The organism is Streptomyces sp. NPDC093795 (genome assembly GCF_044764665.1).
Lineage (GTDB): Bacteria > Actinomycetota > Actinomycetes > Streptomycetales > Streptomycetaceae > Streptomyces.
This window is the reverse complement of record NZ_JBIWIO010000011.1, coordinates 273,701-297,860: the sequence shown is the minus strand read 5'-3', so window position 1 is coordinate 297,860 and position 24,160 is coordinate 273,701. Positions and strand designations below refer to the sequence as shown.

At 73.4% G+C, this 24,160-nt stretch carries 22 protein-coding genes and 1 pseudogene; 11 read left to right on the top strand and 12 right to left on the bottom strand.

From position 1 onward, the window contains the following. Positions 1 to 165: 165 nt before the first annotated feature. Together ACIRB7_RS28015 and ACIRB7_RS28010 are read right to left on the bottom strand one after the other, a co-directional pair. The gene (locus ACIRB7_RS28015; protein ID WP_403603745.1) at positions 166 to 1,506 is read right to left on the bottom strand and encodes a discoidin domain-containing protein; all 1,341 of its coding nucleotides are present in this window, start codon (positions 1,504 to 1,506) and stop codon (positions 166 to 168) included. Positions 1,507 to 1,747: 241 nt separating this feature from the next. After that, positions 1,748 to 2,104 carry a cupin domain-containing protein gene (locus ACIRB7_RS28010; protein ID WP_351212981.1) on the bottom strand — a complete coding sequence of 119 codons (357 nt, stop codon included), beginning with the start codon at positions 2,102 to 2,104 and terminating at the stop codon, positions 1,748 to 1,750. Between the two features lie 274 nt (positions 2,105 to 2,378). Here ACIRB7_RS28010 and ACIRB7_RS28005 point away from each other — a divergent pair. Then, positions 2,379 to 3,281, top strand: a pseudogene (locus ACIRB7_RS28005) (pseudouridine-5'-phosphate glycosidase); the annotation flags it as partial. Between the two features lie 173 nt (positions 3,282 to 3,454). Then, positions 3,455 to 4,369: a carbohydrate kinase family protein gene (locus ACIRB7_RS28000; protein ID WP_403603743.1), complete on the top strand. Its 915-nt coding sequence runs from the start codon at positions 3,455 to 3,457 to the stop codon at positions 4,367 to 4,369. A 15-nt stretch (positions 4,370 to 4,384) separates the two neighbouring features. Here ACIRB7_RS28000 and ACIRB7_RS27995 read toward each other — a convergent pair whose 3' ends face one another. Then, on the bottom strand, positions 4,385 to 5,029 hold the full coding sequence (locus ACIRB7_RS27995) for a uridine kinase (RefSeq protein ID WP_403603741.1): 645 nt from the start codon (positions 5,027 to 5,029) through the stop codon (positions 4,385 to 4,387). 109 nt (positions 5,030 to 5,138) lie between these two features. On the opposite strand from ACIRB7_RS27995, the gene ACIRB7_RS27990 reads away from it, so the two are divergent. Together ACIRB7_RS27990 and ACIRB7_RS27985 are read left to right on the top strand one after the other, a co-directional pair. Then, positions 5,139 to 5,891 (top strand): SDR family NAD(P)-dependent oxidoreductase, encoded by a 753-nt coding sequence (locus ACIRB7_RS27990; protein ID WP_403603739.1) that lies wholly within the window; start codon positions 5,139 to 5,141, stop codon positions 5,889 to 5,891. 26 nt (positions 5,892 to 5,917) lie between these two features. Continuing rightward, positions 5,918 to 6,274 (top strand): MerR family transcriptional regulator, encoded by a 357-nt coding sequence (locus ACIRB7_RS27985; protein ID WP_403603737.1) that lies wholly within the window; start codon positions 5,918 to 5,920, stop codon positions 6,272 to 6,274. A gap of 15 nt (positions 6,275 to 6,289) precedes the next feature. Here the strand turns inward: ACIRB7_RS27985 and ACIRB7_RS27980 are convergent, their stop codons facing one another. Next, complete coding sequence (locus tag ACIRB7_RS27980) at positions 6,290 to 6,934, bottom strand: winged helix-turn-helix transcriptional regulator (protein WP_403603735.1); 645 nt, start codon at positions 6,932 to 6,934, stop codon at positions 6,290 to 6,292. 91 nt (positions 6,935 to 7,025) lie between these two features. Here ACIRB7_RS27980 and ACIRB7_RS27975 point away from each other — a divergent pair, with 91 nt between their 5' ends. The 3 genes from ACIRB7_RS27975 (at position 7,026) to ACIRB7_RS27965 (ending at position 9,503) form a co-directional block, all read left to right on the top strand. After that, the gene (locus ACIRB7_RS27975) at positions 7,026 to 8,237 is read left to right on the top strand and encodes a pyridoxal phosphate-dependent aminotransferase (protein ID WP_403603733.1); all 1,212 of its coding nucleotides are present in this window, start codon (positions 7,026 to 7,028) and stop codon (positions 8,235 to 8,237) included. Positions 8,238 to 8,340: 103 nt separating this feature from the next. Further along, complete coding sequence (locus tag ACIRB7_RS27970) at positions 8,341 to 8,799, top strand: hypothetical protein (protein ID WP_403603731.1); 459 nt, start codon at positions 8,341 to 8,343, stop codon at positions 8,797 to 8,799. A 14-nt stretch (positions 8,800 to 8,813) separates the two neighbouring features. Beyond that, a complete protein-coding gene (locus ACIRB7_RS27965) occupies positions 8,814 to 9,503 on the top strand; it encodes a DUF2293 domain-containing protein (RefSeq protein WP_403603729.1) in 690 nt (229 codons plus the stop codon). Between the two features lie 47 nt (positions 9,504 to 9,550). Here the strand turns inward: ACIRB7_RS27965 and ACIRB7_RS27960 are convergent, their stop codons facing one another. The 3 genes from ACIRB7_RS27960 to ACIRB7_RS27950 all read right to left on the bottom strand — a co-directional run bounded on the left by ACIRB7_RS27960 (position 9,551) and on the right by ACIRB7_RS27950 (position 14,615). Further along, the gene (locus tag ACIRB7_RS27960; RefSeq protein WP_403603727.1) at positions 9,551 to 10,360 is read right to left on the bottom strand and encodes a chaplin; all 810 of its coding nucleotides are present in this window, start codon (positions 10,358 to 10,360) and stop codon (positions 9,551 to 9,553) included. Between the two features lie 125 nt (positions 10,361 to 10,485). After that, positions 10,486 to 11,754 (bottom strand): SWIM zinc finger family protein, encoded by a 1,269-nt coding sequence (locus ACIRB7_RS27955; RefSeq protein ID WP_403603725.1) that lies wholly within the window; start codon positions 11,752 to 11,754, stop codon positions 10,486 to 10,488. Further along, positions 11,751 to 14,615: a DEAD/DEAH box helicase gene (locus tag ACIRB7_RS27950; RefSeq protein WP_403603723.1), complete on the bottom strand. Its 2,865-nt coding sequence runs from the start codon at positions 14,613 to 14,615 to the stop codon at positions 11,751 to 11,753. The genes ACIRB7_RS27955 and ACIRB7_RS27950 overlap by 4 nt, the downstream gene beginning before the upstream one ends. Positions 14,616 to 14,830: 215 nt before the next feature. Here ACIRB7_RS27950 and ACIRB7_RS27945 point away from each other — a divergent pair, with 215 nt between their 5' ends. Both ACIRB7_RS27945 and ACIRB7_RS27940 read left to right on the top strand, forming a co-directional pair. Then, positions 14,831 to 15,166, top strand: coding sequence for a hypothetical protein (locus ACIRB7_RS27945; RefSeq protein WP_403603721.1), 336 nt, complete (start codon positions 14,831 to 14,833; stop codon positions 15,164 to 15,166). Between the two features lie 122 nt (positions 15,167 to 15,288). Further along, positions 15,289 to 15,558 carry a DUF6343 family protein gene (locus tag ACIRB7_RS27940; RefSeq protein ID WP_403603719.1) on the top strand — a complete coding sequence of 90 codons (270 nt, stop codon included), beginning with the start codon at positions 15,289 to 15,291 and terminating at the stop codon, positions 15,556 to 15,558. Between the two features lie 15 nt (positions 15,559 to 15,573). On the opposite strand, the gene ACIRB7_RS27935 is transcribed toward ACIRB7_RS27940, so the two are convergent. The 4 genes from ACIRB7_RS27935 to rpsA all read right to left on the bottom strand — a co-directional run bounded on the left by ACIRB7_RS27935 (position 15,574) and on the right by rpsA (position 19,355). Continuing rightward, entirely contained in the window at positions 15,574 to 15,942 is a 369-nt protein-coding gene (locus ACIRB7_RS27935) for a tetratricopeptide repeat protein (protein ID WP_403603761.1), read from the bottom strand. A 126-nt stretch (positions 15,943 to 16,068) separates the two neighbouring features. Then, positions 16,069 to 16,674 carry a dephospho-CoA kinase gene (gene coaE / locus ACIRB7_RS27930; RefSeq protein ID WP_403603717.1) on the bottom strand — a complete coding sequence of 202 codons (606 nt, stop codon included), beginning with the start codon at positions 16,672 to 16,674 and terminating at the stop codon, positions 16,069 to 16,071. 31 nt (positions 16,675 to 16,705) lie between these two features. Further along, complete coding sequence (locus ACIRB7_RS27925) at positions 16,706 to 17,644, bottom strand: PAC2 family protein (RefSeq protein ID WP_403603715.1); 939 nt, start codon at positions 17,642 to 17,644, stop codon at positions 16,706 to 16,708. Between the two features lie 196 nt (positions 17,645 to 17,840). Continuing rightward, positions 17,841 to 19,355 carry a 30S ribosomal protein S1 gene (rpsA, locus tag ACIRB7_RS27920; protein ID WP_403603713.1) on the bottom strand — a complete coding sequence of 505 codons (1,515 nt, stop codon included), beginning with the start codon at positions 19,353 to 19,355 and terminating at the stop codon, positions 17,841 to 17,843. Positions 19,356 to 19,712: 357 nt separating this feature from the next. On the opposite strand from rpsA, the gene ACIRB7_RS27915 reads away from it, so the two are divergent. Both ACIRB7_RS27915 and hrpB read left to right on the top strand, forming a co-directional pair. Then, positions 19,713 to 20,552, top strand: coding sequence for a class I SAM-dependent methyltransferase (locus ACIRB7_RS27915; protein ID WP_403603711.1), 840 nt, complete (start codon positions 19,713 to 19,715; stop codon positions 20,550 to 20,552). A 93-nt stretch (positions 20,553 to 20,645) separates the two neighbouring features. Then, on the top strand, positions 20,646 to 23,189 hold the full coding sequence (hrpB, locus tag ACIRB7_RS27910; RefSeq protein ID WP_403603709.1) for an ATP-dependent helicase HrpB: 2,544 nt from the start codon (positions 20,646 to 20,648) through the stop codon (positions 23,187 to 23,189). Here the strand turns inward: hrpB and ACIRB7_RS27905 are convergent. Further along, positions 23,173 to 24,156: a DUF3068 domain-containing protein gene (locus tag ACIRB7_RS27905; protein WP_403603707.1), complete on the bottom strand. Its 984-nt coding sequence runs from the start codon at positions 24,154 to 24,156 to the stop codon at positions 23,173 to 23,175. The genes hrpB and ACIRB7_RS27905 overlap by 17 nt on opposite strands. Positions 24,157 to 24,160 lie beyond the last annotated feature (4 nt).

Sequence of the window (24,160 nt, the reverse complement as noted above, 5' to 3'; positions counted from 1 at the left end):
CGTGGCCGTGGACCGGTTCGCGGGGCTGGCCCGGGGACACATTCTCCTTGGTGAGGGGGGTGCCCTGGGTCCCCGCCCCCGGGGGGTGGCGGGGGCGGGGGCCGCGCCGCCGCCCCCCGGGGGGGGCGGGCGGCGCGTCGCGGCGACCGGTGGTCGCGAGGTACATCAGTGACAGGTGTAGGTCGGGGCGGAGTCCTTGACCTGGTTGTCGACGCCGACGTACTGCCAGGTGTAGGTGGTGTCGGTGAGGTCGAGCTTCAGGACGCCGTACGAACCGCTGATCCGCTTCTGGCTGTGGGGCTGGACCGTCTCGATGTCGTAGGGCTCGGCGCCGCCCATGCCGCCGACGATCTCGACGATGCCGTCGGCCGCGGCCTGCCCGTTCGCGTTCTGCGGGGCGAACCGCTCGTAGTGGTGGTCATGGCCACCCAGCACCAGGTCGGCCTTGGCCCCGTAGAGAATCTGCCAGACGGGCTTGGAGACGGGGTCGTTGCCGTGGCCGCCGGAGGAGTACAGGGGGTGGTGGAAGTAGGCGGCGACGCAGCCCTTGGTGTTCCGCGCGAGGTCGTCCTTGAGCCACTGGATCTGCGCGGCGTCGTCGAAGGAGTTGGAGTCGAGGGCGATGAAGTGCCAGTTGCCCTGGTCGTAGCTGTAGTACGCCTTGCCCTGCGGGTAGGCGATGGCGCCGAAGTACGACTTGTACCCGGAGAACGCGCCGGCGGGGTCGTAGGACTCGTGGTTGCCGGGGACGGGCCGGGTCTTCGCCTTGAAGGCGCCCCAGCTCTTGTCGTAGTAGTTCCGGAAGTCGGAGAGCCGGGCGTCGTCGTACTGGTTGTCGCCCATCGTCAGGTAGAACGACGGCGCGATGCGCTGGGCGAGGGCAGCGGTCTTGGGGTGGGCGCAGGAGCTGCTGGAGGCCGTGCACTGGGCGGCGATGTCACCGGCCGCGACGACCGTGAAGGATCCGGTGGGCGGGGGTGTGGTGCCGGTGGTGCCGTAGACCTCGACCGAGTAGAGCGAGTAGCCGTAAGAGGTGCCCCGCCCGGTCCCGTACACGCGCAGGTAGCGGCCGGTGCCGGTGAGTCCGGTCCAGTCGTCCGTGCCGCCGTTGCCCGCGCTCTCGGTGGCGAGGCGGGTCCAGGTGGTGCCGTCGGCGGAGATCTCGACGCGGTAGGCCTTCGCGTAGGCGGCCTCCCAGACGAGTTTGACGCGGGAGACGGTGGCCGAGGGGCCGAGGTCGACCCGGATCCACTGCGGGTCGACGCCTTCGGCGCTGGCCCAGCGGGTTGTGGAGACGCCGTCGAAGGCCTTCTCCGGGCCGAACGTGCTGTCCTCGACGGAGGAGGACGTGGCCGGCCTGCCCTGGGAGATCAGGACGTCGGCGGCGGCTCCGGCCCGGTCCGGGAGGGCGAGCAGGAGCCCGCCGACGAGCAGCAGGACGGCGGTGAGGACGAGGGGAAGTCGGTCGGTGGTGCGACGAGGTGGGGCGGAGGCGTTCAGGCGCATACCTGGCTCCCTGGCCTGTGGGGTGGCGAGAGCTGGACACCGGTGCGGCGCACCACGGACCGGCCGCGCGGCACGGACCGCGCGGCGGGGTGGTGCTCGGCGGCCGGGTCAGAGCTCTCACTGAGCGCGTCACGCCCCTGGGGAGGGGCGCCGCGCCGAGCCGCTGCCCGGGAGGTTAGCCGATAGGAAGGTTTCCTACCAGACTCTCGACCGCCCGAGCGGCCCCAGGACTTCGGGCCCCTCAGAGGCTGATGTGGTACGCCTTGCGCAGGGTCTCGTGCACGGTCCAGGTCGTACGGTCGCCCTCGCGCAGCACGCAGGCGTCGCCGGGGCCGATCTCCAGGGTGTCCCCGCCCTCGACGGCCACGGTCGCCCGGCCCGAGACCACCACGAAGAGCTCGTCGGCCTCGGTGTCGGTGACGACGCCGGGCGTGATCTGCCAGATGCCGCGCACCTGCTTGCCGTCGGCCGACTCCCACAGCACCTTGCCCGTCACCTCGGGCGTGCCGGAGACGATCTGGCCGGGGTCGAGCGGCTCCGCTTCGAGCTCCTCGTCGGGGATGTGCACGGCGAAGGAGGGCTGGTCATGTGTCGTCATGGGCGGTGACTGTAGCGGGGGCCCAGGGCCACCCCAAGGCCGGGACCTGGTGGACGGAAGCCCTCCGCTTCGCCTCCCACCAGGCGTGATGCCCGCATCGCGCGACGGCGACGAAATCCGTACCGGCCCTTCGGCGCGGCGTCCTGCGGGTGGGGCGGGCGGCTCGGGCGTCGGCGTCGGGCCCGCCGTGACGGATTCCGCAGGCACCGGACCCCGTGTGGCCGGTGCTCGCCACCGAGGTTTGCGGGGCCCGTGGTCGCGCCAGGAATGGGACATGTCCACACAGGTGTCCGAAGAGGTACGGGAGGCGCTCCACGAGGGGCGTCCCGTCGTCGCGCTGGAATCGACGATCATCGCCCACGGCCTGCCGCGCCCGCGCAACCTGGCCGTGGCCCTGGAGCTGGAGGAGCTGGTACGGGCCGGGGGCGCCGTCCCCGCCACCGTCGCCGTGGTCGACGGCACGGCCAGGGTCGGCCTCGACCGGGCGGCCCTGACCCGGATCGCCGAGGACCCCGCCGTGCGCAAGCTCGGTCACCGCGACCTCGCCCCCGCCCTGGCGACCGGCGCGACCGGGGCGACGACGGTCTCGGCGACGGCCCGGCTCGCGGACGCGGCCGGCATACGGGTCTTCGCGACCGGCGGCCTCGGGGGCGTGCACCGTGAGTGGACCGAGACCCAGGACGAGTCCGCCGACCTGCGACTGCTCGCCCGCGTCGGGATCACCGTCGTGTGCGCCGGGGTCAAGTCGATCCTCGACGTGCCCGCGACGCTCCAGCGCCTGGAGACGCTGGGGGTGACGGTCGTCGGGTACGGCACGGAGCACTTCCCCGGCTTCTACCTCTCCTCCTCGGGCGAGCCCGTGGACTGGACGCTGCGGACGCCGGAGGAGGTGGCCGGGGTGATACGGGCACAGGACCGGCTCGGCGAGCCCCGGGCGGCGCTCGTCGTCGCCAACCCGGTCCCGGAGACGGAGCAGTTGGACCCCGCGCTCCACGACCGCGTGCTCGCGGGCGGCCTGGCGGCGGCGAAGGAGAAGGGGATCACGGGGCAGGGGGTGACGCCGTTCCTGCTGGAGTATCTGACGGTGCACACGGAAGGGGCCTCCCTGGAGGCCAATCTGGCGGCGGTACGGGGCAATGTGCGGCTCGCGGCGAGAATCGCGGGGGCGTACGGGGCGGGGGGCGGCGACGACAGGGGCGGCGGTACGGGGACGGGAGCGGCGCCCGCGACGGGAGCGGCACCCAGCCTGGGGGCGGTACCTGGCACGGGAGCGGCGCCCGGCCTGGGGGCGGCGCCCGGCCTGGGGGCGGCGCCCGGCCCGGAGGCGGCGGCGCCCGGCTCGGTCCGTCGGTGAGACGGGTGGCGGGTGCGCTGCTCGTCGTCGGGGACGTGGTCACGGACGTCGTCGCCCGGCACCGGACCCCGCTCGCTCCCGCCACGGACACGGCGGCGGCGATCCGGACCCTGCCGGGCGGCGCCGGAGCCAACGCGGCCTGCTGGGCGGCCCGTTCCGGCTGCGGGGACGTACGGCTCCTCGGCCGGGTGGGGACGGACGCGGCGGCCTGGCACGACCGGGCGCTGCGGCGCGCGGGCGTGCGCCCCCTGCTCGTGCGCGACCCGGAGGCGGCGACGGCCACCGTGATCGCACTCGTGGACGCCTCGGCGGAGCGCACCTTCCTCACCGACAGCGGCGCCGCCCTGCGCCTCTCCCCCGGCGACTGGTCCGCCACCCTCCTCGACGGAGTGGCCCGGCTCCACCTGTCGGGCTACCTCTTCTTCGCCGCACCGAGCCGCGAGACGGCGATGCGCGCGCTGCGGGACGCACGGGACGCGGGCGTTCCGGTGAGCGTGGACCCTGCCTCGGCGGGGTTCCTCACGGAGCTGGGGGTGGACCGGTTCCTGGCGTCGGTGGCGGGTGCCGAGATCCTGCTGCCCAACGCCGACGAGGCCCGGACGCTCACCGGGTGCGACGAACCGGAGATGGCTGCCGCCGAGTTGAGCCGTCTCTTCCCGTTGGTCGCGGTCACGCTCGGGGCGGCGGGCGCACTGGTCGCGGAGGACGGCGCGGTCACCACGCGGGTGGCGGCGCCCCCGGTGCGGCCGGTGGACTCGACGGGCGCGGGCGACGCGTTCACCGGGGCGTTCCTGGCGGCGCGGCTCGCGGGCGCGGACCCGGCGAAGGCCGCCGAGGCGGGCTGCCGCGCGGGCGCGGAAGCGGTCACGCTGGTGGGCGGTCGCCCACCGCACAGGAGGGAGGCCGTCTGAAGGGGGCGGGAGCGGCTACCGCCCGAGGCCGGTCCAGGCCGGGTGCCGGGGGTCGTCGGCGCGTACGACGGCGTCGGCGGTCGCGCCGGGGTCGACCTCGGACTCGTACCGGGCGAAGGCGGGCAGGGTCCAGGACTCCTCGGTGCGCCGGGCGAGGGCGGCGGCCGAGAGCCGCAGGTGCACGGTGAGGTCGAAGGGGAACCAGTGGCCGAGCAGGAAGGGCCCGTGCACCACGAGGATCCCGCCCGGCGGCAGCGTGGCGTACGGGCTGCGGGTGGCGCGGTCCCGCACCGGGTCCCACAGGTCGGGCAGCACGCGCCCCGTACCGCCGGGCTCCAGCGGGCCGAACACCTCCCGCCACAGGGCCCCGATGTCGGTCCACCCGTCGTAGTACGCGTCGGGGTCCTGCTTCCCGTACTCGAAGCGGAGGGACGCGGGCCGCAGGAAGCCACCGGCCCCCACGACGTGGACGGCCCGCCCGCGCGTGCGCAGCGCCTCGGCGAGCAGCCCCGCGAGCTCGCCACCGGGCGCGGCGGGCGGCCCGTCGATGCCGACCTTGAGCCACTCGCCACCGTCGCGGGGCGTGGACGTGTCGAGGTGCCCGGCGAGCGTCTCCGCCAGTCGTTCCCAGGTGATCGCCTCGTATCGCGTCCCGCTCATCCCCCTCATCCTGCCCGCAGCTCGACCGGCCTGTCGCCGCCGGGTCCGCCCGAGGGCGCCCGTCACGGCTTGACCTTGTCACTGGCGTCACTGTTCGACCATCGGATCCATGGACACCACCACACCCACCAGGGTCGTTGTCGTCACCGGCGCGGGCACCGGCATCGGTCGCGCCACCGCTCGCGCCTTCGCCGGGCAGGGAGCGACGGTCGTCGCGGTCGGCCGCAGGGAGGGGCCGCTGCGGGAGACCGCCGAGGGCCACCCCGGGATCCGCCCGTACGTCGCCGACGTCACCGCGGACGGCGCGGCCGAGGAGATCGTCCGCGCCGCCCTCACCGGCCACGGCCGCCTCGACGTGCTCGTCAACAACGCGGGGATCTCCGCCGGCGGCCCGCTGGGCACCCTCGACCGCGCCGTGATCGCCCCGCTCCTGGAGACCAATCTCGTCGCCCCGGTCCTGCTCACCCAGGCCGCCGTCCCCGCGCTCCGGGAGTCCCGGGGCGTGGTCGTGAACGTGACGACGACGATCGGGCAGCGCGGCTGGCCGGCCAACTCCGTCTATCCGGCGACGAAGAGCGCCCTGGAGACACTGACCCGCTGCTGGGCGGTGGAGCTCGCACCCGACGGAGTCCGGGTGGTGGCGGTCGCCCCCGGCCCGATCGAGACCCCGATCGGGGACCACATGGGCCTCTCCCCCGAAGAGCTGGCGGCGGTACGGGCATGGCAGCTCGCGCACACCCCGCTGGGCCGGATCGGCAGGCCGGAGGAGGTCGCCTGGGCGATCACCGCGCTCGCCGCGCCGGACGCCTCCTTCCTGACCGGGACCGTGCTGCCCGTCGACGGGGGTGCGCTGGTCGCGTGATACCACTGCGTGAGGAGGTGGCGCCCTTGCGCATCGGTGAACTGGCCCGGCGGACAGGGGTGTCGCCCCGCGCGCTGCGCCACTACGAGACGGCGGGACTGATCACGTCGGACCGCGCGGCCAACGGTTACCGGGTGTACGGGGAGAACGCGGTCGCGCGGGTGTCCAACATCCGGTACCTGCTCGACGCGGGGCTCACCCTGGACGACGTGTCCGCGTTCCGTTCCTGTCTCGACGGGGACATGGCGTCGACCCGACCGTCCGCCCGTGGTCTCGAGATCGCGCGCGAGCGCCTCGCCGTGCTCGACGCGCGGATCGCGGCGCAGACCGAGGCCCGGGACCGCCTCGCGCGTTCCCTGTCCGCGGGGTCCGGCGGCCCCTGAATCCGCCCGGAGGGGTCAGCGGACCCCGGCGGCCGACGCGGCCGGTTCGAGGGTGGCGCGGCCCGCTTCGACCGCCTCGGCGAGCGTCAGTTCCCCGCCCGCCAGGGCCCGGCAGGTCGCCGTGTCGGTCCGCAGCCGCGCGTCCGGCACCGCCGCCGTACCGGCCCCGTACACCCCGTCCCCGTACGAGACACTTCCGTCGGCCCCGACCCGTACATGGAACTCGCCCTCGTCCAGGGTCACCTGGACGACGCCCTCACCCAGGCCGGCGAGCACCCCGAGGAGCGGGATCGCGTACCAGTGCGCGCGGACGGCGTCGGTGGGTCGCGGCTCGCCGAGGTCCGGCGCCCCCCAGGCGGCGAGGGCGCGCAGCACGGGCAGCAGCTCGCGTCCGCGCGGGGTGAGCTCGTACACGAACGCCGAGGCGGGCGGGGGCAGTCGGTGGCGGGTGACGAGCTCGGCGCCCTCCATGTCCTTGAGTCGGCCGGCGAGCATGTCCGTGCTGACGCCCGGCAGGTCGGCGTGGAGGTCGGTGTAGCGGCGCGGCCCGGCGAGGAGTTCGCGGACGACGAGCAGGGTCCAGCGGTCGCCGACGAGGTCGAGGGCGCGCGCGGCGGCGCAGTGCTGGTCGTAGCTGCGGCGGCGTGGCTGACGTGGCATGCGACGCAGTCTAGACATGTTGTTGGACTTTCCAAGCTCGAACTTGGTAAAACCAAGTAACACTGATTCCGGGGACTTGGGGAGGTCGGACATGGAGTTCCGGCAGTCGAGCAAGCTGAGCGAGGTCTGTTACGAGATCCGAGGCCCGGTCATCGAGCACGCCAACGCGCTGGAGGAGGCGGGCCACAGCGTCCTGCGCCTCAACACCGGGAACCCCGCGCTGTTCGGCTTCGAGGCGCCCGACGAGATCGTCCAGGACATGATCCGGATGCTCCCGAAGGCCCATGGGTACACCGATTCCCGCGGCATCCTCTCCGCCCGCCGCGCCGTGGCCCAGCGCTACCAGGGCATGGGACTTCCGGAGGTCGACGTCGACGACGTGTTCCTCGGCAACGGCGTCTCGGAACTCGTCTCCATGGCCGTGCAGGCCCTCCTGGAGGACGGAGACGAGGTACTGATCCCCGCCCCGGACTTCCCGCTGTGGACGGCGGTCACCACCCTGGCGGGCGGCAAGGCCGTGCACTACCTGTGCGACGAGTCCGCGGACTGGTACCCGGACCTCGACGACATGGCGTCGAAGATCACCGACCGGACCCGGGCCGTCGTCATCATCAACCCCAACAACCCCACCGGCGCGGTCTACCCGAAGGAGATCGTCGAGGGGATCCTCGATCTCGCCCGCCGCCACGGCCTGATGGTCTTCGCCGACGAGATCTACGACCAGATCGTCTACGACGAGGCCGTCCACTACCCCGCCGCCTCCCTCGCCCCCGACCTCGTCGTCCTCACCTTCGGCGGGCTCTCCAAGACGTACCGGGTGGCCGGCTTCCGCTCCGGCTGGCTGGTCGTCACCGGTCCGAAGCAGCACGCCAGGAGCTATCTGGAGGGCCTCACCATGCTCGCCTCCATGCGGCTCTGCCCCAACGCCCCCGCCCAGTACGCCATCCAGGCCGCGCTCGGCGGCCGCCAGTCGATCCACGAGCTGACCGCCCCGGGCGGCCGGCTGCGCGAACAGCGCGACCGGGCCTGGGAGAAGCTCAACGAGATCCCCGGCGTCTCCTGCGTGAAGCCGAAGGGAGCGCTGTACGCCTTCCCGCGTCTCGACCCGGCCGTGCACAAGATCCACGACGACGAGAAGTTCGTCCTCGACCTGCTCCTGCGGGAGAAGATCCAGGTCGTCCAGGGCACCGGCTTCAACTGGCCGCGCCCGGACCACTTCCGCATCCTGACCCTGCCGTACGCCGACGACCTCGACGCCGCGATCAGCCGTATCGGCCGCTTCCTGAGCGGCTACCGGCAGTGACGCCCCGACCCCTCGGCTGTCATGATCTGAGGGTCTGAAGGATCTTCGGACCCGACGAGGAATGCGGCCGCGGAGACGGCCGGGGAGACGGGGGCGGCCGGTCATGGATGTGGCGCTGATAGCGGTGGCGGGAACCCTGCTGGGTGTCATCGCCACCCACTGGTTCCAGGCGCGGTCAACCGAGCGCATGGCCTCGCTCGCCCGCACCGAGCAGCTCCGCCAGGAGCGGATCGCGACCTACAGCGCCTACGCGGGCGCGGTCGTCGACTACCGGCACAGCCAGAACGACCGCTGGTTCCGGGCCGCCCGGGAGCCCGGTTCGGAGGAGGCGGAGGAGTCCCGCCACGCCTCCTACCGGCAGCGGACCGCCGCTCGACAGGCGCTCTTCCGCGTCCAGTTGGTGTGTGACGACGCGGACATCCGCCGACTGGCCGAGGCCGCCTTCGAGGAGACCCACTGCATGCACGAGGCGGTGGGAGAGGCGGAGCGGGCCCGCCGCTCCGCGCAGGCGAAGAAGTCGCTCGCCCTGTTCGTCTCCGCCGCCGCGCCCGGCGTCCGCTGAGCGGGGCGACGGACATGGACCTCGTCGCGCCCGTCGTCGTCGAACCGCTCAGGCGCCGCCGCTGCTCGGAGTGCCGGCAGGGGCCGCTGGAACGGATGATCGTCGAGTTCAACGCGCCGGTCTGCCTGGACTGCGCCGACCTCGGGCATCTGGTCTTCCTGCGCCGGGGCGACACGGCACTCACCCGCCGCGCCCGGGAGGGCAGTGCGCTGTGGGCGGTGGTGGTACGGCACAACCGGCGCCGTACGCGGTACGAGCGTCAGGGCCTCCTCGTGGAGGAGGCGGCGCTGGCCGAGGCGGAGCTGGCCTGCCTGGCCGACGCGGACGCACGGGCCAGGCGCCGGGCCAGGGACGCGGCGCGGCGCGCGGCACTCGACGCGGAGATCACCGAGGTCCTCCGGACGGAGATCCTGCGGCTCTTCCCCTCCTGCCCGGCGGACCGGGCCACGGAGATCGCCGTCCACGCCTCCGCGAAGGGCAGTGGACGGGTGGGGCGCACGGCCGCGGGCCGCTCGCTCGACCGCGGCGCCGTCACGGCCGCGGTGCGTGCCTCCGTACGGCATGTCGACACGCCGTACGACACGCTGCTGATGCGGGGGGTTCCTCGGCACCAGGCCCGGACGAGTATCGCTCCCGCCATCGAGGCGGTGCTCCGGGCCTGGCGTCGCGGCGGCGAGGGCGCCCCTGGCCGGGGACACGACTGACGGCTCGGGTGTCAGCGCGCCTCGGCCGGACCGCGAGGGCGGGACCGTCAGGCCTGGTCTCCGGCGCGGCGCGCGCGACGGTACAGAAGGGCGCCGCCGAGCAGCAGCGCGGCACTCGCCGAGGCGGCGTAGCCGATGGTGTCGGCGCCCGTCTCGGCCAGCGCGACCGGGCTCTTCTCACCCTGCGGCGCGGGGGCGGGAGCGGGCTTCTCCGTCTCGGTCTCGGTCTCCGTCTCGGTCTGCGGGACCGGCACGTTCCGGACGGGGGTCTGCGGGCGCGGCGTCGGCTTCTCGATCGGCTGCGCGGGCTTCGAGGGTCCGTTGACCGACGTGTTGCCGAAGGCCGGGTTGAGCAGACCGACGACGTTGACCGAGTTCCCGCTGACGTTCACGGGGAGGTCGACCGGCAGCTGGATCCCGTTGCCGGAGAGGATGCCGGGAGAGCCCGCGGTGACGCCCTCGGCCGTGGATCCGCCGCCGTTGGACGTGCCGCCCTGCGAACCGCCGCCGTGGGAGCCGCCGGCCTGCTCGCCGCCGCGCGGGGTGCCGGGCAGGTCCTTGTGGGCCCGGCCGCCGCCCTCGTCCGATCCGTAGCCCTTGGGCTCGGGGGCGGAGGAATGGTTGGCACAGCTGTTGCCGAAGGCCGGGTTGAGCAGGCCGACGACGCTGACCGTGTTCCCGCAGACGTTGACCGGCACGTGCACCGGCAGCTGAACCGTGTTGCCTGAGCCGACGCCCGGCGAACCGACCGCGGCGCCCTGTGCGCCGGAGTCGGCGTGCGCGGCGCCCGCCGAGAGCGCGAGCGCCCCACCCGTGACCAACAGTGTGGCCAGACCACTTCGGCGAATCTGCCTCATGGCTTCCTGCCTTCCGGAGGTGTGCGGGCAAGTGCCCGTACCCGAATCAACGCGACAAACACACGTGCCGGATCCGGCCGTTGACCGGATTCACTCCATCGAGTGGGACTCCGTTCGAGTGTCGGTCAGCGTCCCAGGAGGTCGGTGAGGGCTCCGACCGGGTCCGGATCGGGGGTTCCGCGCGGCCACCAGTCCTCGCGGCCGGCGTCCGACTCGTATCCGTACCAGAGGCCGTCACGGCCGAGACGGAGCTGGAGGGACTCGGTGGAGAGCCGGTTGCGCCAGGGTCTGAAGGCGGGGAAGTCGGCGGCGATCAGCGCGGGCCGGGCGCGGTCGAACGGACCCGCCGGCGGATCCCAGGGCTCTTCGAGTACGGCGAGGCCCGCCGCTCCGCCCTGCCGCCAGGCCGCGACGGCGCGGGCGAGGTCCGTGGGGGTGCGGTCGAGGGCGTACGCAAGGTCGCGGTAGAGGGCGCGGGTCGAGGCGGTGAGCCCGGAACCGGGATGCGCGGCGGCGAGCCGGACGGCGTCCTGCCAGGGGGTGAGGGCGGCGACCGGGTCGTGTCCGGTGCCGAGGAACACGTGGGCGCGGGCGGCGGCTTCGGTGGCGAGGAGGTCGAGGGCGAGCGGATCGGGCGCGTCGGGGTCGGGCGGGAAGACGGCGGGGCGCCCCGGCCGGTCCGGAAGGGGCAGGGGCGGAGGCAGCGGCAGCCCGGGCCTGTCCATCGCGTCGAGCACGGCACGGGCGGGAACGGTGGGCATCGCGGGCGCGGCGGCGATGGTCTCGGCGGCGGACCGGGCCGCGTTGCGCCGGGTGAGTTCGGCGAGGAGCTCCTGCTCCCCGCGGCCGCGCATCAGGAAGAGGACGAACGGGTCCTCGTCGAGGAGCCGCGCCGCCTGGTAGCAGAGGGCGGCCGCGTGCTTGCAGGGGTAACCGTCGTCCGGGCAGGTGCAGTCGGGGACGAGGTCCCCCGGCGCGGGCAGCAGTCCGGTGACCGCTTCCAGGGCGTGCGGCACGTCCTTGTCGAGGAGGGCGGCGATGTGGTCGGGGCGAGCGGTGGCCTCGTCCAGGAAGCGCTCCCAGCCGTCGTCGCCGAGCGTCCGCATCCGGATCTCGGCACGGTACGGGCGGGCGCGGCTGCCGTGGACGTAGGCGACGACCCGGCCGGGGGTGACGGTGATCGCGTCGACATGGCCGCGTCCCGCGTACGCCTTGCCGCGTGCGAGACGGGCCGGGTCGAGGGCGGTGTCCTCAAGGGCCTCGACCCAGGCGTTGCCCCACCAGGTGGCGGCGAACCGGCCGTCGGGGGCCTCGCGGGGCGCGACCTGCGGGAAGCTGCGGCGGCGGTCGTCGTGGCGGGGGGCGGCTCCGCGGCCGCCCCGTGCGATGGTCACGAGGACCTCCTCAGGGACACCAGGTCGGCGAGCTCCCGGTCGGTCAGTTCGGTGAGGGCCGTCTCGCCGGTGCCGAGGACGGCGTCGGCCAGGGCCCGCTTGGCGCGGAGCATCTCGGCGATCCGGTCCTCGACCGTGCCCTCGGCGACGAGCCGGTGGACCTGGACCGGCTGGGTCTGCCCGATGCGGTAGGCCCGGTCGGTGGCCTGCTCCTCGACGGCCGGGTTCCACCAGCGGTCGTAGTGGACGACATGGCCGGCCCGGGTCAGGTTGAGGCCGGTGCCCGCGGCCTTGAGGGAGAGCAGGAAGACCGGGACCTCGCCGGCCTGGAAGCGGTCGACCATCCGCTCCCGCTCGGCCACCGGGGTGCCGCCGTGGAGCAGTTGGGCCTGGATCCCGCGCGCGGCCAGATGGTCGGCGAGGAGCCGCGCCATCGACACGTACTGGGTGAAGACGAGCACCGACCCGTCCTCCGCGAGGATCGTGTCGAGGAGCTCGTCGAGCAGGGCGAGCTTCCCCGAGCGGCCGGCGAGCCGCGCGGTGCCCCTGCCGGACGGCGCCTGTTCCTTCAGGTACTGCGCGGGGTGGTTGCAGATCTGCTTGAGGGAGGTCAGCAGCTTCATGACGAGGCCCCGGCGGGCCATGCCCTGGGCCTCCTCGATCCGCGCCATGGTCTCGCGGACGACCGCCTCGTAGAGCGAGGCCTGTTCCCGGGTGAGGGCGACGGGATGGTCGGACTCCGTCTTGGGCGGCAGCTCGGGGACGATGCCGGGGTCGGACTTGCGGCGGCGCAGCAGGAAGGGCCGCACGAGCCGGGCGAGCCGCTCGACCGCCTCCTCGTGCTCGATCTCCTCGTGGTTCTCCACGGCGCGGGCGTGCCGGGAGCGGAAGGCCTTGAGCGGGCCGAGGAGTCCCGGGGTGGTCCAGTCGAGGAGCGCCCAGAGCTCGGAGAGGTTGTTCTCCACGGGGGTGCCGGTGAGGGCGACCCTGGCGGGTGCGGGGATCTCGCGCAGCGCCCGCGCGGTCGCGGAGAACGGGTTCTTGACGTGCTGGGCCTCGTCGGCGACGACCATCCCCCACTCCCGCTCGGCCAGTTGGGCGGCGCTGGTGCGCAGGGTGCCGTACGTGGTGAGGACGAACCCGCCTTCGGCGCCTTCGAGGTCGCGGTCGGCGCCGTGGAAACGCCGTACGGGCACGTCGGGGGCGAACTTCCCCACCTCCCGCTGCCAGTTGCCGAGCAGGGACGCCGGGCAGACGACGAGGGTCGGGGCGCGGCGGGCACGGCGCAGATGGAGGGCGATGAGGGTCACGGTCTTGCCGAGGCCCATGTCGTCGGCGAGGCAGCCGCCGAGACCGAGCGAGGTCATCAGATCGAGCCAGGCGAGGCCGCGCAACTGGTAGTCGCGGAGGGTGGCGGTGAGGCCGGGCGGTGCCTGCACGTCCTCGGGGCCGGCGAGCAGCCGGTCGCGGAGTGCGGCGAGCGCCCCGACGGGGACGGCCGGCACGGTCTCGCCGTCCACCTCGGCGGTGCCGGTGAGGGCGACGGCGAGGGCGTCGACCGGTTCGAGCAGGCCCAGTTCCCGCTTGCGCGCCTTGCGCACGAGGTCGGGGTCGACGACGACCCACTGGTCACGGAGGCGCACGATGGGCCGGTGCGCCTCGGCGAGCTGGTCCATCTCGCGGTCGGTGAGCGGGTCCCCGTCGAGGGCCAGCTGCCAGTTGAACCGGAGGAGTTCCTCGCTGTCGAAGAAGGCCGTGCCGTCGGTCGCGGAGCCGGGCGCGACCCGGTCGGCCCGGACGACGGCGGAGGCGCTGAGCGAGCGGGCCAGCTCGCGGGGCCAGTGGACGGCGACCCCGGCGTCGGCGAGCCGGGCGGCGGCGGGGCCGAGCAGCTCGTACAGCTCGTCCTCGGTGACGGCGAGGACATCGGGCACGTCCCGCTCCAGGAGCCGGCCGAGCGGGGGCCAGACGCGGGCGGCCCGGCGCAGCGCGAGGACGGCGTCGATCCGGGCGCGGGGCCCGAAGTGCTCGCCCTCCCCCGCCCACAGGTCCGTGGCGTCGATGACGAGGGTCGGGTCGGCGAGGCTGTGGACCTGGAGGAGCGCGCCGGCCGCGTGGCGCTCACCGCGGCGCCGCTCTCCCCCGTCCTCGGCGGGGTCGGCTCCGGCGGCCGAGTCGAAGAGGTCGTACGGCGAGAGGTCCAGGCGGAGCGAGACCCGGACGCCCGCGTCCATCCCCGCGGCCGCCTCGGCGGCCCAGGCACGCGCGCGGGGAAGGTGCTGGGGCGCGCGGGAGGCGAACGGCGCCCCGACCGCGTGGGCGGCGGCCGGGGTGCGGGGCAGCACGTCGGCGATCGCGTCGAGGAAGGCGCGCACGAGGGCCTCGGGATCGGGCAGCCGCAGCGGCCCCGGTCCGGGGACGGGCACGGCGTGCGCCTCGTACGGCAGGGCCGCGGCGACGGCCCGCAGATGGGCGATGTCGTCGGCGTCCAGGGGCCCGGCCCGCCAGGCGTCCAGGTCGTCGGCGGTCAGGCCCGGCAGCATCCGGCCGCGGGCCGCCAGGTGCAGGGCGTGGAGAGCGGCGGCGCCCCAGCCGGCGGTGGCGGGATGGGCGGCCGGGTGGTGGCGGGCCGCGACGAGGTGCGGCAGGGCGGCGTCGACGGAGAGGCTCAGGGCGGGCACGGCCTGGCCCCGGGCGCCGCCGCCGTGCCGCCGGGCGACGGTCAGCTCGACGCGCTCCGCCCCGCTGTCCGCCAGGTCCGGCAGCGCCCCGCCGTCCGGGGTCCAGAAGGCGACCCGGCCCTCCCTGGGCAGGGCGGCCGGCAGGAAGACCGCGGCGCTGGAGATCCAGGTGTGTGTCACGGCTCCGCGCTCCTTCCACCGGGTGACGATGCCGAGCCGACGTCGGGACGATGTCGACTGGTCTCCGACCTTACGGGTGGGGTCTGACAACGGCCGTCGGGCACGCTCCCCCGGGCGGCCCAGCAGCGGATGACACCCGCCTCCGGGGGCGGGAGGGTGGCCTGGAACGCCTCCACCACAGGCTCCACAGACTTCATGACAGAAGAGGATCCGCCATGTCCGTTCGCCGGCGTCTCACGACCGCCACCGGGGCCGTGCTGCTCACTCTCGCCGTCGCCGGTTGCTCGGGCCTGGGCCGCACCGCCGTGGGCACGATCTCGTACGAGACGGAACGAGAGGTGGCGGTCATGGTCACCAGCCCCCTGGTGAAGGGCTGCCACCACCTCGCGCCGGCCGGCGCCACCAAGGTCGAGAACAACACCCTGGTCGACATCGTGCTGTACCCGACGCGCGACTGTAAGGGCAAGGACTCCACGTACCTCCCGAGCAACAGCGGCGACGAGATCGTGCCGGGCACGCTGCCGTGGCGGAGCTACAGCGTCATCCACTAGGCGCGCGTCAGACCGTGCCCGGCGCCCGGACCACGCGTGGTCCGGGCGCCGGTTCCCTTCCCCCGTCCCAGGGTCCATCCTGGAAGTGCCTCCAGAGCCCCGACGGGGAGGGGGTGACCGTCATGCGTACCGGGAACGAGCCGGCGACCGCGCGCAGCGCCCTGCGGTTGCGGTTCTGGCTGAGCGTGTGGGGCCTGCTCTGGGCCGCCTTCGGTACGACCGCGTTCTCGCTGGTGGGCCGCCCCGGCTGGGCCGCGGCCTGCGGTGTGCTGTTCCTCGTCGTCGCGTGCGACCTGGCGATGGTGCTGCGCCACCTCCACCAGGGCCCGCACTGGCAGCCCGGCCGGAACATCCCCCCGTACGAACCCGATCACGGCGGCACCGGACGCTGACCGCCTCGGCCCGCCCTACTTCTCCGTGTCGAACCCCGCCGCCTGGAGGTACTCCGGCTTCGGGTCGAGTGCGGCGGCGAGGCGGAAGTGCCGGGTGGCCTGGGCCGGGTGGCCCGAGCGCTCGAAGGTGCGGGCGAGCGCGAAGTGCGCGAACGCGTTGTCCGGCTCGCGCTCCAGGACCAGCTCGAACTCCAGCTGCGCCGGCCGAAGCTGCGCGGCGGCGAAGAACGCACGGGCACGCAGCAGACGCGCCGCCGTGTTCTCGGGATGCGCGGCGATCACCGAGTCGAGGAGCTTCACGGCACCCTGAGGGTCCCGCGCGGCCAGCAGGTGCTCGGCGGCGCGGAAGTCGATGACGTGCGTTTCCGGGTTTCTGTCGGCCACCATGGCATCCTTCCCCTCGATCCGGTGGTTGAACACCGGACCCGGCAGCCGCATTCCTCCCCGAGACGCAGCGCCCCGGACACGGCGGCCCCCGCCCTGCCGCCCGACGTCACCGTCGGCCGGGCCCTACGCGGCTCCCGCCGCCCTGCGCTCCAGCTCGTCCCAGACCTTCCGCACCTGCGGTTCGAGGGCGTCGAGCGGTCCGTCGTTGTCGATCACGAGATCCGCGACGGCCAGCCGCTGCGCGCGCGTGGCCTGGGCCGCCATCCGGGCCGTCGCCTCGGACTCGGCCATGCCACGGAACCGTACGAGCCGGTCGAGCTGGGTCTCCGGGGACGCGTCCACCACCACGACCAGGTCGTACAGCGGCGCGAGCCCGTTCTCGGTGAGCAGGGGTACGTCGTGGACGACCACGTCTCCCGTCCCGGCGCGGCTCTCCAGCTCCGCCGACCGGGCCCCGACCAGGGGGTGGACGATGGCGTTGAGGGCGGCCAGACGGTCGGCGTCGGCGAAGACGATGGAACCGAGCTTCGGCCGGTCGAGCGTCCCCTCCGCGGTGAGGACGCCGTCCCCGAAGGCCTCGACGACGGCCGCGAGCCCCGGCGTACCGGGCTCGACGACCTCGCGGGCGATCCGGTCCGCGTCGATCAGCACGGCCCCGTAGGAGACGAGCAGCCGTGACACTTCGCTCTTGCCGGCGCCGATCCCGCCGGTCAGGCCCACCTTCAGCATGAGCGGCAGCTTAGGGCCTGGCCCGGCAGGGCTAGGAGTCGCCCTCCCGCTCGGCGAGGAAGCGCTCGAACTCGCGGCCCAGCTCGTCCGCCGACGGCAGGTCGACCGGCTCGGCGACCAGGCTGCCGCGGGTCTCGGCTCCGGCCACCGCGTCGTACTGGTGCTCAAGGCCCTGCACGAGCGCGACCAGTTCCTCGTCGCCCTCGCCGATCTGGCGGTCGATCTCGGTCTGGGTGCGGCGGGCCTCCGTCCGCAGGGAGTGGGCCACGGCGGGGAGGACGAGGCCGGTGGCGGCCGTGATGGCCTCGAGTGCGGTGAGGGCCGCGTCCGGGTACGGGGAGCGGGCGACGTAGTGCGGCACGTGCGCGGCGACGCCGAGGGTGTCGTGCCCGGATTCGGTGAGCCGGTACTCGACGAGCGCCTCGGCGCTGCCGGGTACCTGGGCCTCGTCGAACGGGCTGCGGTGGCCGGGCATGAGGTCGGTGCGGCTGCCGTGCGGGGTGAGGCCGACGGGACGGGTGTGCGGTACGCCCATGGGGATGCCGTGGAAGTTGACGGAGAGGCGCACGCCGAGGCGCTCGATGATCTGCCGGACGGCGGCGGCGAACCGCTCCCACTCCACGTCCGGCTCGGGGCCGGAGAGGACGAGGAAGGGCGCCCCGGTGGCGTCCTGGACGAGGCGGACCTCGATGGACGGCGTCTCGTACGCGGTCCAGCGGTCGCGCCGGAAGGTCAGCAGCGGGCGGCGGGCACGGTAGTCCACGAGCCGGTCGTGGTCGAAGCGGGCCACCAGCTGGTGCGGCAGCGTGTCAAGCAGTCGCTCGATGATCTGCTCACCGGTCTCGCCCGCGTCGATGTAGCCGTCGAAGTGGTAGAGCATGACAAGACCGGCCGACTCCTGCGCCAGGGCCAGGTCGACGACGGCCAGACCCTTCGGGTCCCATTCGTACAAATCCTGGGGATCAAGCACGGTTAACGCTCCTCCTCGTGTTCTCTCTGGGAACGTCCCGTGCGGCACCACCATTCCCGCGCCGCGCGATCACCTCGGTCCGGCTCAGGACGGTCACCTCGGTCCGGCCCAGGGCCCGGAGAACGACCGAGGCCCGCTCCCCCGAAGGGGAGCGGGCCTCGATTCGCTAGCGGCTAGCGCTCAGCGGAGAGCCTGTTCAGCTCTGGCCGCCGGCCAGCTTCTCGCGCAGGGCGGCAAGCGCCTCGTCCGACGCCAGGGCGCCGGAGTTGTCGTCCGACTCCGAGGAGTACGAACCACCCGAGATGCCCGCACCGGCGTTGCCACCGGCGGCCGGGGCGGCAGTGCCCTCGGCAGCGGCGGCCTCGTCGGCCTCGCGGGACTTGATGACCTGGGCCTGGTGCTGCTCGAAGCGGGACTGCGCCTCGGCGTACTGGGTCTCCCAGACCTCGCGCTGGGTCTCGAAGCCCTCGAGCCAGTCGTTGGTCTCGGGGTCGAAGCCCTCGGGGTAGATGTAGTTCCCCTGGTCGTCGTACGACGCGGCCATGCCGTACAGGGTCGGGTCGAACTCGACCGAGGCCGGGTCGGCACCGAAGGACTCGTTGGCCTGCTTCAGCGAGAGGCTGATGCGACGACGCTCGAGGTCGATGTCGATGACCTTGACGAAGATCTCGTCGTTGACCTGGACGACCTGCTCCGGGATCTCCACGTGGCGCTCGGCCAGCTCGGAGATGTGGACCAGACCCTCGATGCCCTCGTCCACGCGGACGAACGCACCGAACGGAACCAGCTTGGTGACCTTACCCGGGACGACCTGGCCGATCTGGTGGGTCCGGGCGAACTGCTGCCACGGGTCCTCCTGCGTCGCCTTCAGCGACAGGGAGACACGCTCGCGGTCCATGTCCACGTCGAGAACCTCGACGGTGACCTCCTGGCCGACCTCGACAACCTCGGACGGGTGGTCGATGTGCTTCCAGGACAGCTCGGAGACGTGCACGAGGCCGTCGACGCCACCCAGGTCCACGAAGGCACCGAAGTTGACGATCGAGGAGACGACGCCGGAGCGGACCTGACCCTTCTGCAGGGTGGTGAGGAACGTCTGGCGAACCTCGGACTGGGTCTGCTCGAGCCAGGCACGGCGGGACAGGACCACGTTGTTGCGGTTCTTGTCCAGCTCGATGATCTTCGCCTCGAGCTCCTTGCCCACGTAGGGCTGGAGGTCGCGGACACGACGCATCTCGACGAGAGAGGCCGGCAGGAAGCCGCGGAGGCCGATGTCGAGGATGAGACCACCCTTGACGACCTCGATGACGGTACCGGTGACGATGCCGTCTTCTTCCTTGATCTTCTCGATGGTGCCCCAGGCGCGCTCGTACTGGGCGCGCTTCTTCGAGAGGATCAGGCGGCCTTCCTTGTCCTCCTTCTGGAGAACCAGGGCCTCGATCTCGTCGCCGACCTTGACGACCTCGTTCGGGTCGACGTCGTGCTTGATCGAGAGCTCACGGCTCGGGATCACGCCTTCGGTCTTGTAACCGATGTCGAGCAGGACCTCGTCCCGGTCGACCTTCACGATGACGCCGTCGACGATGTCGCCGTCGTTGAAGTACTTGATCGTCTCGTCGATCGCGGCGAGGAAGGCTTCCTCGTTACCGATGTCGTTGACCGCAACCTGCGGGGTGGTGCTGGTGGCGGTGGTCTCGGTGCTGCTCGTCATGTGGGAAAGGGCTCCGGTTACGGACAGAAAGTCGTAGGTACTGCTACGCCGTGAGCCCGTATCGCACCAAGAAGCCGGACAGCCAATGAGGCACCTTCCGCGAACGGCAGGAGCCTCGAGAACCGAGGGGACATACAACAGGTACGAGCGCGGCCTGCTCCGTCTGAGGCGCGCAGGCCCGCAGCGCAACCTTTAGCATACGGGGGCGGCCGGACAGGGTCAATGCGCGAAGCGCGCACCCGGGGCAGATCCGCTCAACTCCGGCACCACTCATGTCTTTACGCGTGTTTCCACGCGCCGCACACGGCGGGGTCCGCCGCACGGCGGCACTGAGCGCAAACTACATCGGCGGGCGAGATGAACCAAGAGTACGAACACGAAGTCGGCCAGGACTCGGCCGAGGACGAGGCGGAGGCGACCCGGCGTGACGCGGGGGACGCGGAGAGCAGCCGGGCCAGCCGTGGCTGGTGGGACAGGAACGCCGACGAGTACCAGAGCGAGCACGGCTCCTTCCTCGGCGACGACCGGTTCGTATGGGGGCCCGAGGGGCTCGACGAGGCCGAGGCGGGGCTCCTGGGGCCCGCCTCCTCCCTGAAGGGCCTGGCCGTCCTGGAGATCGGCGCGGGTGCGGCGCAGTGCTCGCGGTGGCTGGCGGCGCAGGGGGCGCGGCCGGTGGCCCTCGACCTCTCGCACCGGCAGCTCCAGCACGCGCTGCGGATCGGCGGGGACGTGCCTCTGGTGGAGGCCGACGCCGGGGCGCTGCCCTTCCGGGACGGCTCCTTCGACCTGGCGTGCTCGGCGTACGGCGCGGTGCCGTTCGTCGCCGACCCCGTGAAGGTGTTCCGGGAGGTGCGGCGGGTGCTGCGGCCCGGCGGCCGGTGGGTCTTCTCGGTGTCACATCCGATCCGCTGGGCGTTCCCCGACGAGCCGGGCCCCGAGGGCCTGTCGATCGCGGCCTCCTATTTCGACCGCACTCCTTATGTGGAGCAGGACGAGCAGGGGCGGGCCGTGTACGTGGAGCATCACCGGACGATCGGGGACCGGGTGCGGGACGTGGTGGCCGGCGGTTTCCGTCTGGTGGACCTCGTCGAGCCGGAGTGGCCGGAGTGGAACAGCCAGGAGTGGGGTGGCTGGTCCCCGCTGCGGGGAAACCTGATCCCGGGGACGGCGATCTTCGTCTGTGAGCGCGCGGAGTAAGCGGAGTAAGTCGGCGGTGCGCTTGTCGTACTTATAGGTGGGCCCTGTGGACAACGGGACCCACCTTCTCGCGAGGCGTACGAGACTGAGTGCGTGATCCGAAACGACGCACTCGACCGTCTTCCCGTCCGCCATGCCGTCCCCGAGCTGCTCGCCGCGCTCGACCGGCGCGGCACGGCCGTGTTGTCCGCGCCCCCCGGCACGGGCAAGACCACGCTGGTGCCGCTCGCGCTCGCGGGGCTCATAGGGGACGGATCGCGGCGGCGGGTCCTGGTGGCCGAGCCGCGGCGGATGGCGGTGCGGGCGGCGGCCCGGCGGATGGCGTGGCTGCTCGGCGAGGAGGTCGGCGGCGCGGTCGGCTTCTCCGTGCGCGGCGAGCGGCGGGCCGGTCCCGCGACCCGGGTCGAGGTGGTGACCACGGGCATCCTGCTCCAGCGGCTGCAGCGCGACCCGGAGCTGGCGGGCGTGGACGTGGTCCTGCTCGACGAGTGCCACGAGCGGCATCTGGACGCCGATACGGCGATGGCCTTCCTCGTGGACGTACGGGCCACCCTGCGCCCGGAGCTGAAGCTGATCGCCGCGTCGGCGACGAGCGACGCGGCGGCATGGGCGGATCTCCTCACGGTTCTGGACGGGGGCGGGCCCGCGCCGGTGGTGTGGAGCAAGGGCGAGGGCCACGGTTGCCGGGTCCACTTCGCGGCGCCGCCTTCGGGCATCCGGCCGGCGCACGGCACCTGGGTGGATCCCGCGCTGCTGCGGCACGTCGCCGCGACGGTCCGGCTGGCGATGGAGCGGCACGAGGGGGACGTCCTCTGCTTCCTGCCGGGTACGGGGGAGATCGCGCGGACGGCCGGGCTGCTGGGCGGCGTCGACGCGGAGGTGCTCCAGCTCCACGGCCGGGCCCCCGCGGCGGTGCAGGACGCCGTGCTGCGCGGTACTGAGCCCGGTGGGCGGCGCAGAGTGGTCCTCGCGACCTCGGTGGCGGAGTCCAGCCTGACGGTGCCGGGGGTGCGGATCGTCGTGGACTCGGGGCTCGCCCGGGAGCCCCGTACGGACCACGCCCGTGGTCTTGGCTCGCTGGCGACGGTGACGGTCTCCGAGGCGACGGCGACCCAGCGCCTCGGCCGGGCCGGCCGCGAGGCCTTCGGGTTCGTGTACCGCTGCTGGGCGGAGGCGAGCGACGGGGGCAGGCCGCGCTTCCCGTCCCCGGAGATCAAGGTGGCCGATCTGGCGGACTTCGCCCTGCGGGTCGCCTGCTGGGGCGACCCGACGGCGGAGGGGCTCGCGCTGCTCGACGCGCCGCCGGCCGGCGCGCTGGCGGCGGCCCGGTCGGTCCTCGCGTCGATCGGAGCCGTGGACGCGGCCGGCCGGGCCACGGAGCGGGGTGTACGGATGTCCCGGCTCGGGCTCCATCCGCGGCTCGGCCGCGCTCTCCTGGACGGCGCGACGGAGGTCGGGGCGCGGCGGGCGGCGGAGGTGGTGGCGCTGCTCAGCGAGGGGCCGCCGCGCGAGTACGGCGACGATCTGGCGGCGGCCTGGCGTGCGGCACGCCGGGGCTCGGACGGGTACGGCGCCCGTTGGAAGGCGGAGGCCCGGCGCTTGGAGAGGTCGGCCGTCGAGGCGGCGGCGAGCGCCGGGGGTGGCCCGGTGGACGGTGAGGACGCCGTGGCCGGGCTCGTGACGGCGCTGGCCTTTCCGGAGCGGGTGGCCAGGGCCCGGGAGCAGGGGGGCTATCTGATGGTGTCGGGCAGCGGGGCCCAGCTCGCCGAGGGCTCCGCGCTGGGCACCACGCCGTGGCTCGCCGTGGCGGTGGCGGACCGTACGGCGCGGGACGCCACGGCCAGGGTGCGGCTGGCGGCCGTGGTGGACGAGGAGATGGCGCGGCGGGCGGCCGGGCATCTGCGGTCCACGGGTGAGGAGGTCCACTGGGAGGACGGGGACGTGGTCGCGCGCTCGGTGGACCGTCTTGGCGCGGTGGAGCTGGCGGTCCGACCGCTGGGGGCGGGGGCAGCGCCCGCGCTGGTGCGGGCGGCGCTGCTCGACGGTCTGCGGCGGGAGGGGCTCGGGCTTCTGCGGTGGAGCCGGGAGGCCGGGGAGCTGCGCGAGCGGCTGGCCTTCCTGCACCGGGAGCTGGGGAGCCCCTGGCCGGACATGGCGGACGAGGCGCTGGTCGACCGGGCCGGGGAGTGGCTGGAGCCGGAGCTGTCCCGGGCCGCGCGGCGCTCGGACCTGGGGCGGATCGACGCCGGTGAGGCCCTGCGGCGGTTGTTGCCGTGGGCGTCGGGCGAGGCGGGCCGGCTGGGAGAGCTGGCTCCCGAGCGGATCGAGGTGCCGAGCGGTTCCCGTATCCGGGTCGAGTACGGGGGTGAGCGGCCGGTCCTCGCGGTGAAGCTCCAGGAGATGTTCGGGCTTGCCGAGACGCCTCGGGTGGCGGGGGTCCCGGTGCTCGTCCATCTCCTCTCCCCCGCCGGGCGGCCGGCGGCCGTGACCGCCGACCTGGCGTCGTTCTGGCGGGACGGTTACCGGGCGGTGCGGGCGGAGCTGAGGGGGCGGTATCCGAAGCACCCGTGGCCGGAGGACCCGTCGGTGGCGGAGGCGACCCGGTACACGACCGCGCGGCTCAGACGGGAGGGGTGACCGGGGCGGTGGCGGGTTCCGCTGCCGGGCGGCGGGAGCGGGCCTCCAGCCAGAGGGCGAGTCCGAGGAGGAGCAGTGCCAGGAGGGTGAGACTCCAGGGGAGGTAGGAGACGAGCATGAGGACCATGAGGCGGTTGGAGGAGACCACCTCGCCGACGCTCTCGATGTAGTCCTCGCGCATCTTCACGTGCCCCTCGAAGACGGTGAGGGTGTCCTGCCCCATCAGCGCCCTGGCGTTGCGGAGCTCCTCCTTGTGGATCTCCTCGCCGTTGACGGGGGCGCCGGTGACCGGCTCGATCCAGAACATCCGCTTGGTCGTGTACCAGCGGGTGAGGCCGGAGTCGGCGAGGAGCTTCGGGGTGATGCCCTCGACCGGCATGGTCTTGGGCATGGGGACCTCGGTCCAGGGGATGGTCTGCTCGAAGTAGTAGACCTCTGTGCCGCGGAAGGTGCGGGTGCCCTTGTAGTGGATGGGGGCCGAGGTGCGGGTCTGGGCGTCGAAGTACTGGTAGTCCCGCTTCTCGGTGAGGAAGGGCCACTTGAACTCGATGCCCTCGCGCCGGACGGGGTCGCCGTCGACCATCTCGCCGGTGGCGTGGACGGGGTCCTGGGTGTGGGCGTCGAAGATGTACCGCTCGGGGACCTTGGAGACCATCTTGCCGTCGGGCCCTGTGATGTAGGCGAGGGCGTCCCAGACGACGACGTCGCGTCCGGCGTCGCGTTCGATGCGCCGCGACTCCTCCACGTTGCCCTTGAGGGTCTGGATGATCGTGATCTTGTCGACCTTCTCGGCCTTGAGGGTGGAGTAGTTGAGGAGGGTCGCGGGCTTCGCCTCCAGGACGGTCTCCTGGTACTGGTTCGGCGGGATCTTCGCCAGCCGGGGGAAGGCGTACCAGCGCAGGGTGGGGGCCATCGCGGCGCAGAAGACGGCGAGGGCGAGGAGGACGAGGCTGGCTCGGCGGCGCACGGTG

Coding starts and splice junctions, on each gene's coding strand:
- coaE (WP_403603717.1), bottom strand. CDS start 16,674: ATGCTGAAGGTGGGCCTGACCGGCGGGATCGGCGCCGGCAAGAGCGAA.
- ACIRB7_RS27990 (WP_403603739.1), top strand. CDS start 5,139: ATGGACACCACCACACCCACCAGGGTCGTTGTCGTCACCGGCGCGGGC.
- ACIRB7_RS27940 (WP_403603719.1), top strand. CDS start 15,289: ATGCGTACCGGGAACGAGCCGGCGACCGCGCGCAGCGCCCTGCGGTTG.
- ACIRB7_RS27945 (WP_403603721.1), top strand. CDS start 14,831: ATGTCCGTTCGCCGGCGTCTCACGACCGCCACCGGGGCCGTGCTGCTC.
- rpsA (WP_403603713.1), bottom strand. CDS start 19,355: ATGACGAGCAGCACCGAGACCACCGCCACCAGCACCACCCCGCAGGTT.
- ACIRB7_RS27970 (WP_403603731.1), top strand. CDS start 8,341: ATGGATGTGGCGCTGATAGCGGTGGCGGGAACCCTGCTGGGTGTCATC.
- ACIRB7_RS27960 (WP_403603727.1), bottom strand. CDS start 10,360: ATGAGGCAGATTCGCCGAAGTGGTCTGGCCACACTGTTGGTCACGGGT.
- ACIRB7_RS28015 (WP_403603745.1), bottom strand. CDS start 1,506: ATGCGCCTGAACGCCTCCGCCCCACCTCGTCGCACCACCGACCGACTT.
- ACIRB7_RS27965 (WP_403603729.1), top strand. CDS start 8,814: ATGGACCTCGTCGCGCCCGTCGTCGTCGAACCGCTCAGGCGCCGCCGC.
- ACIRB7_RS27915 (WP_403603711.1), top strand. CDS start 19,713: ATGAACCAAGAGTACGAACACGAAGTCGGCCAGGACTCGGCCGAGGAC.
- ACIRB7_RS27980 (WP_403603735.1), bottom strand. CDS start 6,934: ATGCCACGTCAGCCACGCCGCCGCAGCTACGACCAGCACTGCGCCGCC.
- ACIRB7_RS27995 (WP_403603741.1), bottom strand. CDS start 5,029: ATGAGCGGGACGCGATACGAGGCGATCACCTGGGAACGACTGGCGGAG.
- ACIRB7_RS27975 (WP_403603733.1), top strand. CDS start 7,026: ATGGAGTTCCGGCAGTCGAGCAAGCTGAGCGAGGTCTGTTACGAGATC.
- ACIRB7_RS28010 (WP_351212981.1), bottom strand. CDS start 2,104: ATGACGACACATGACCAGCCCTCCTTCGCCGTGCACATCCCCGACGAG.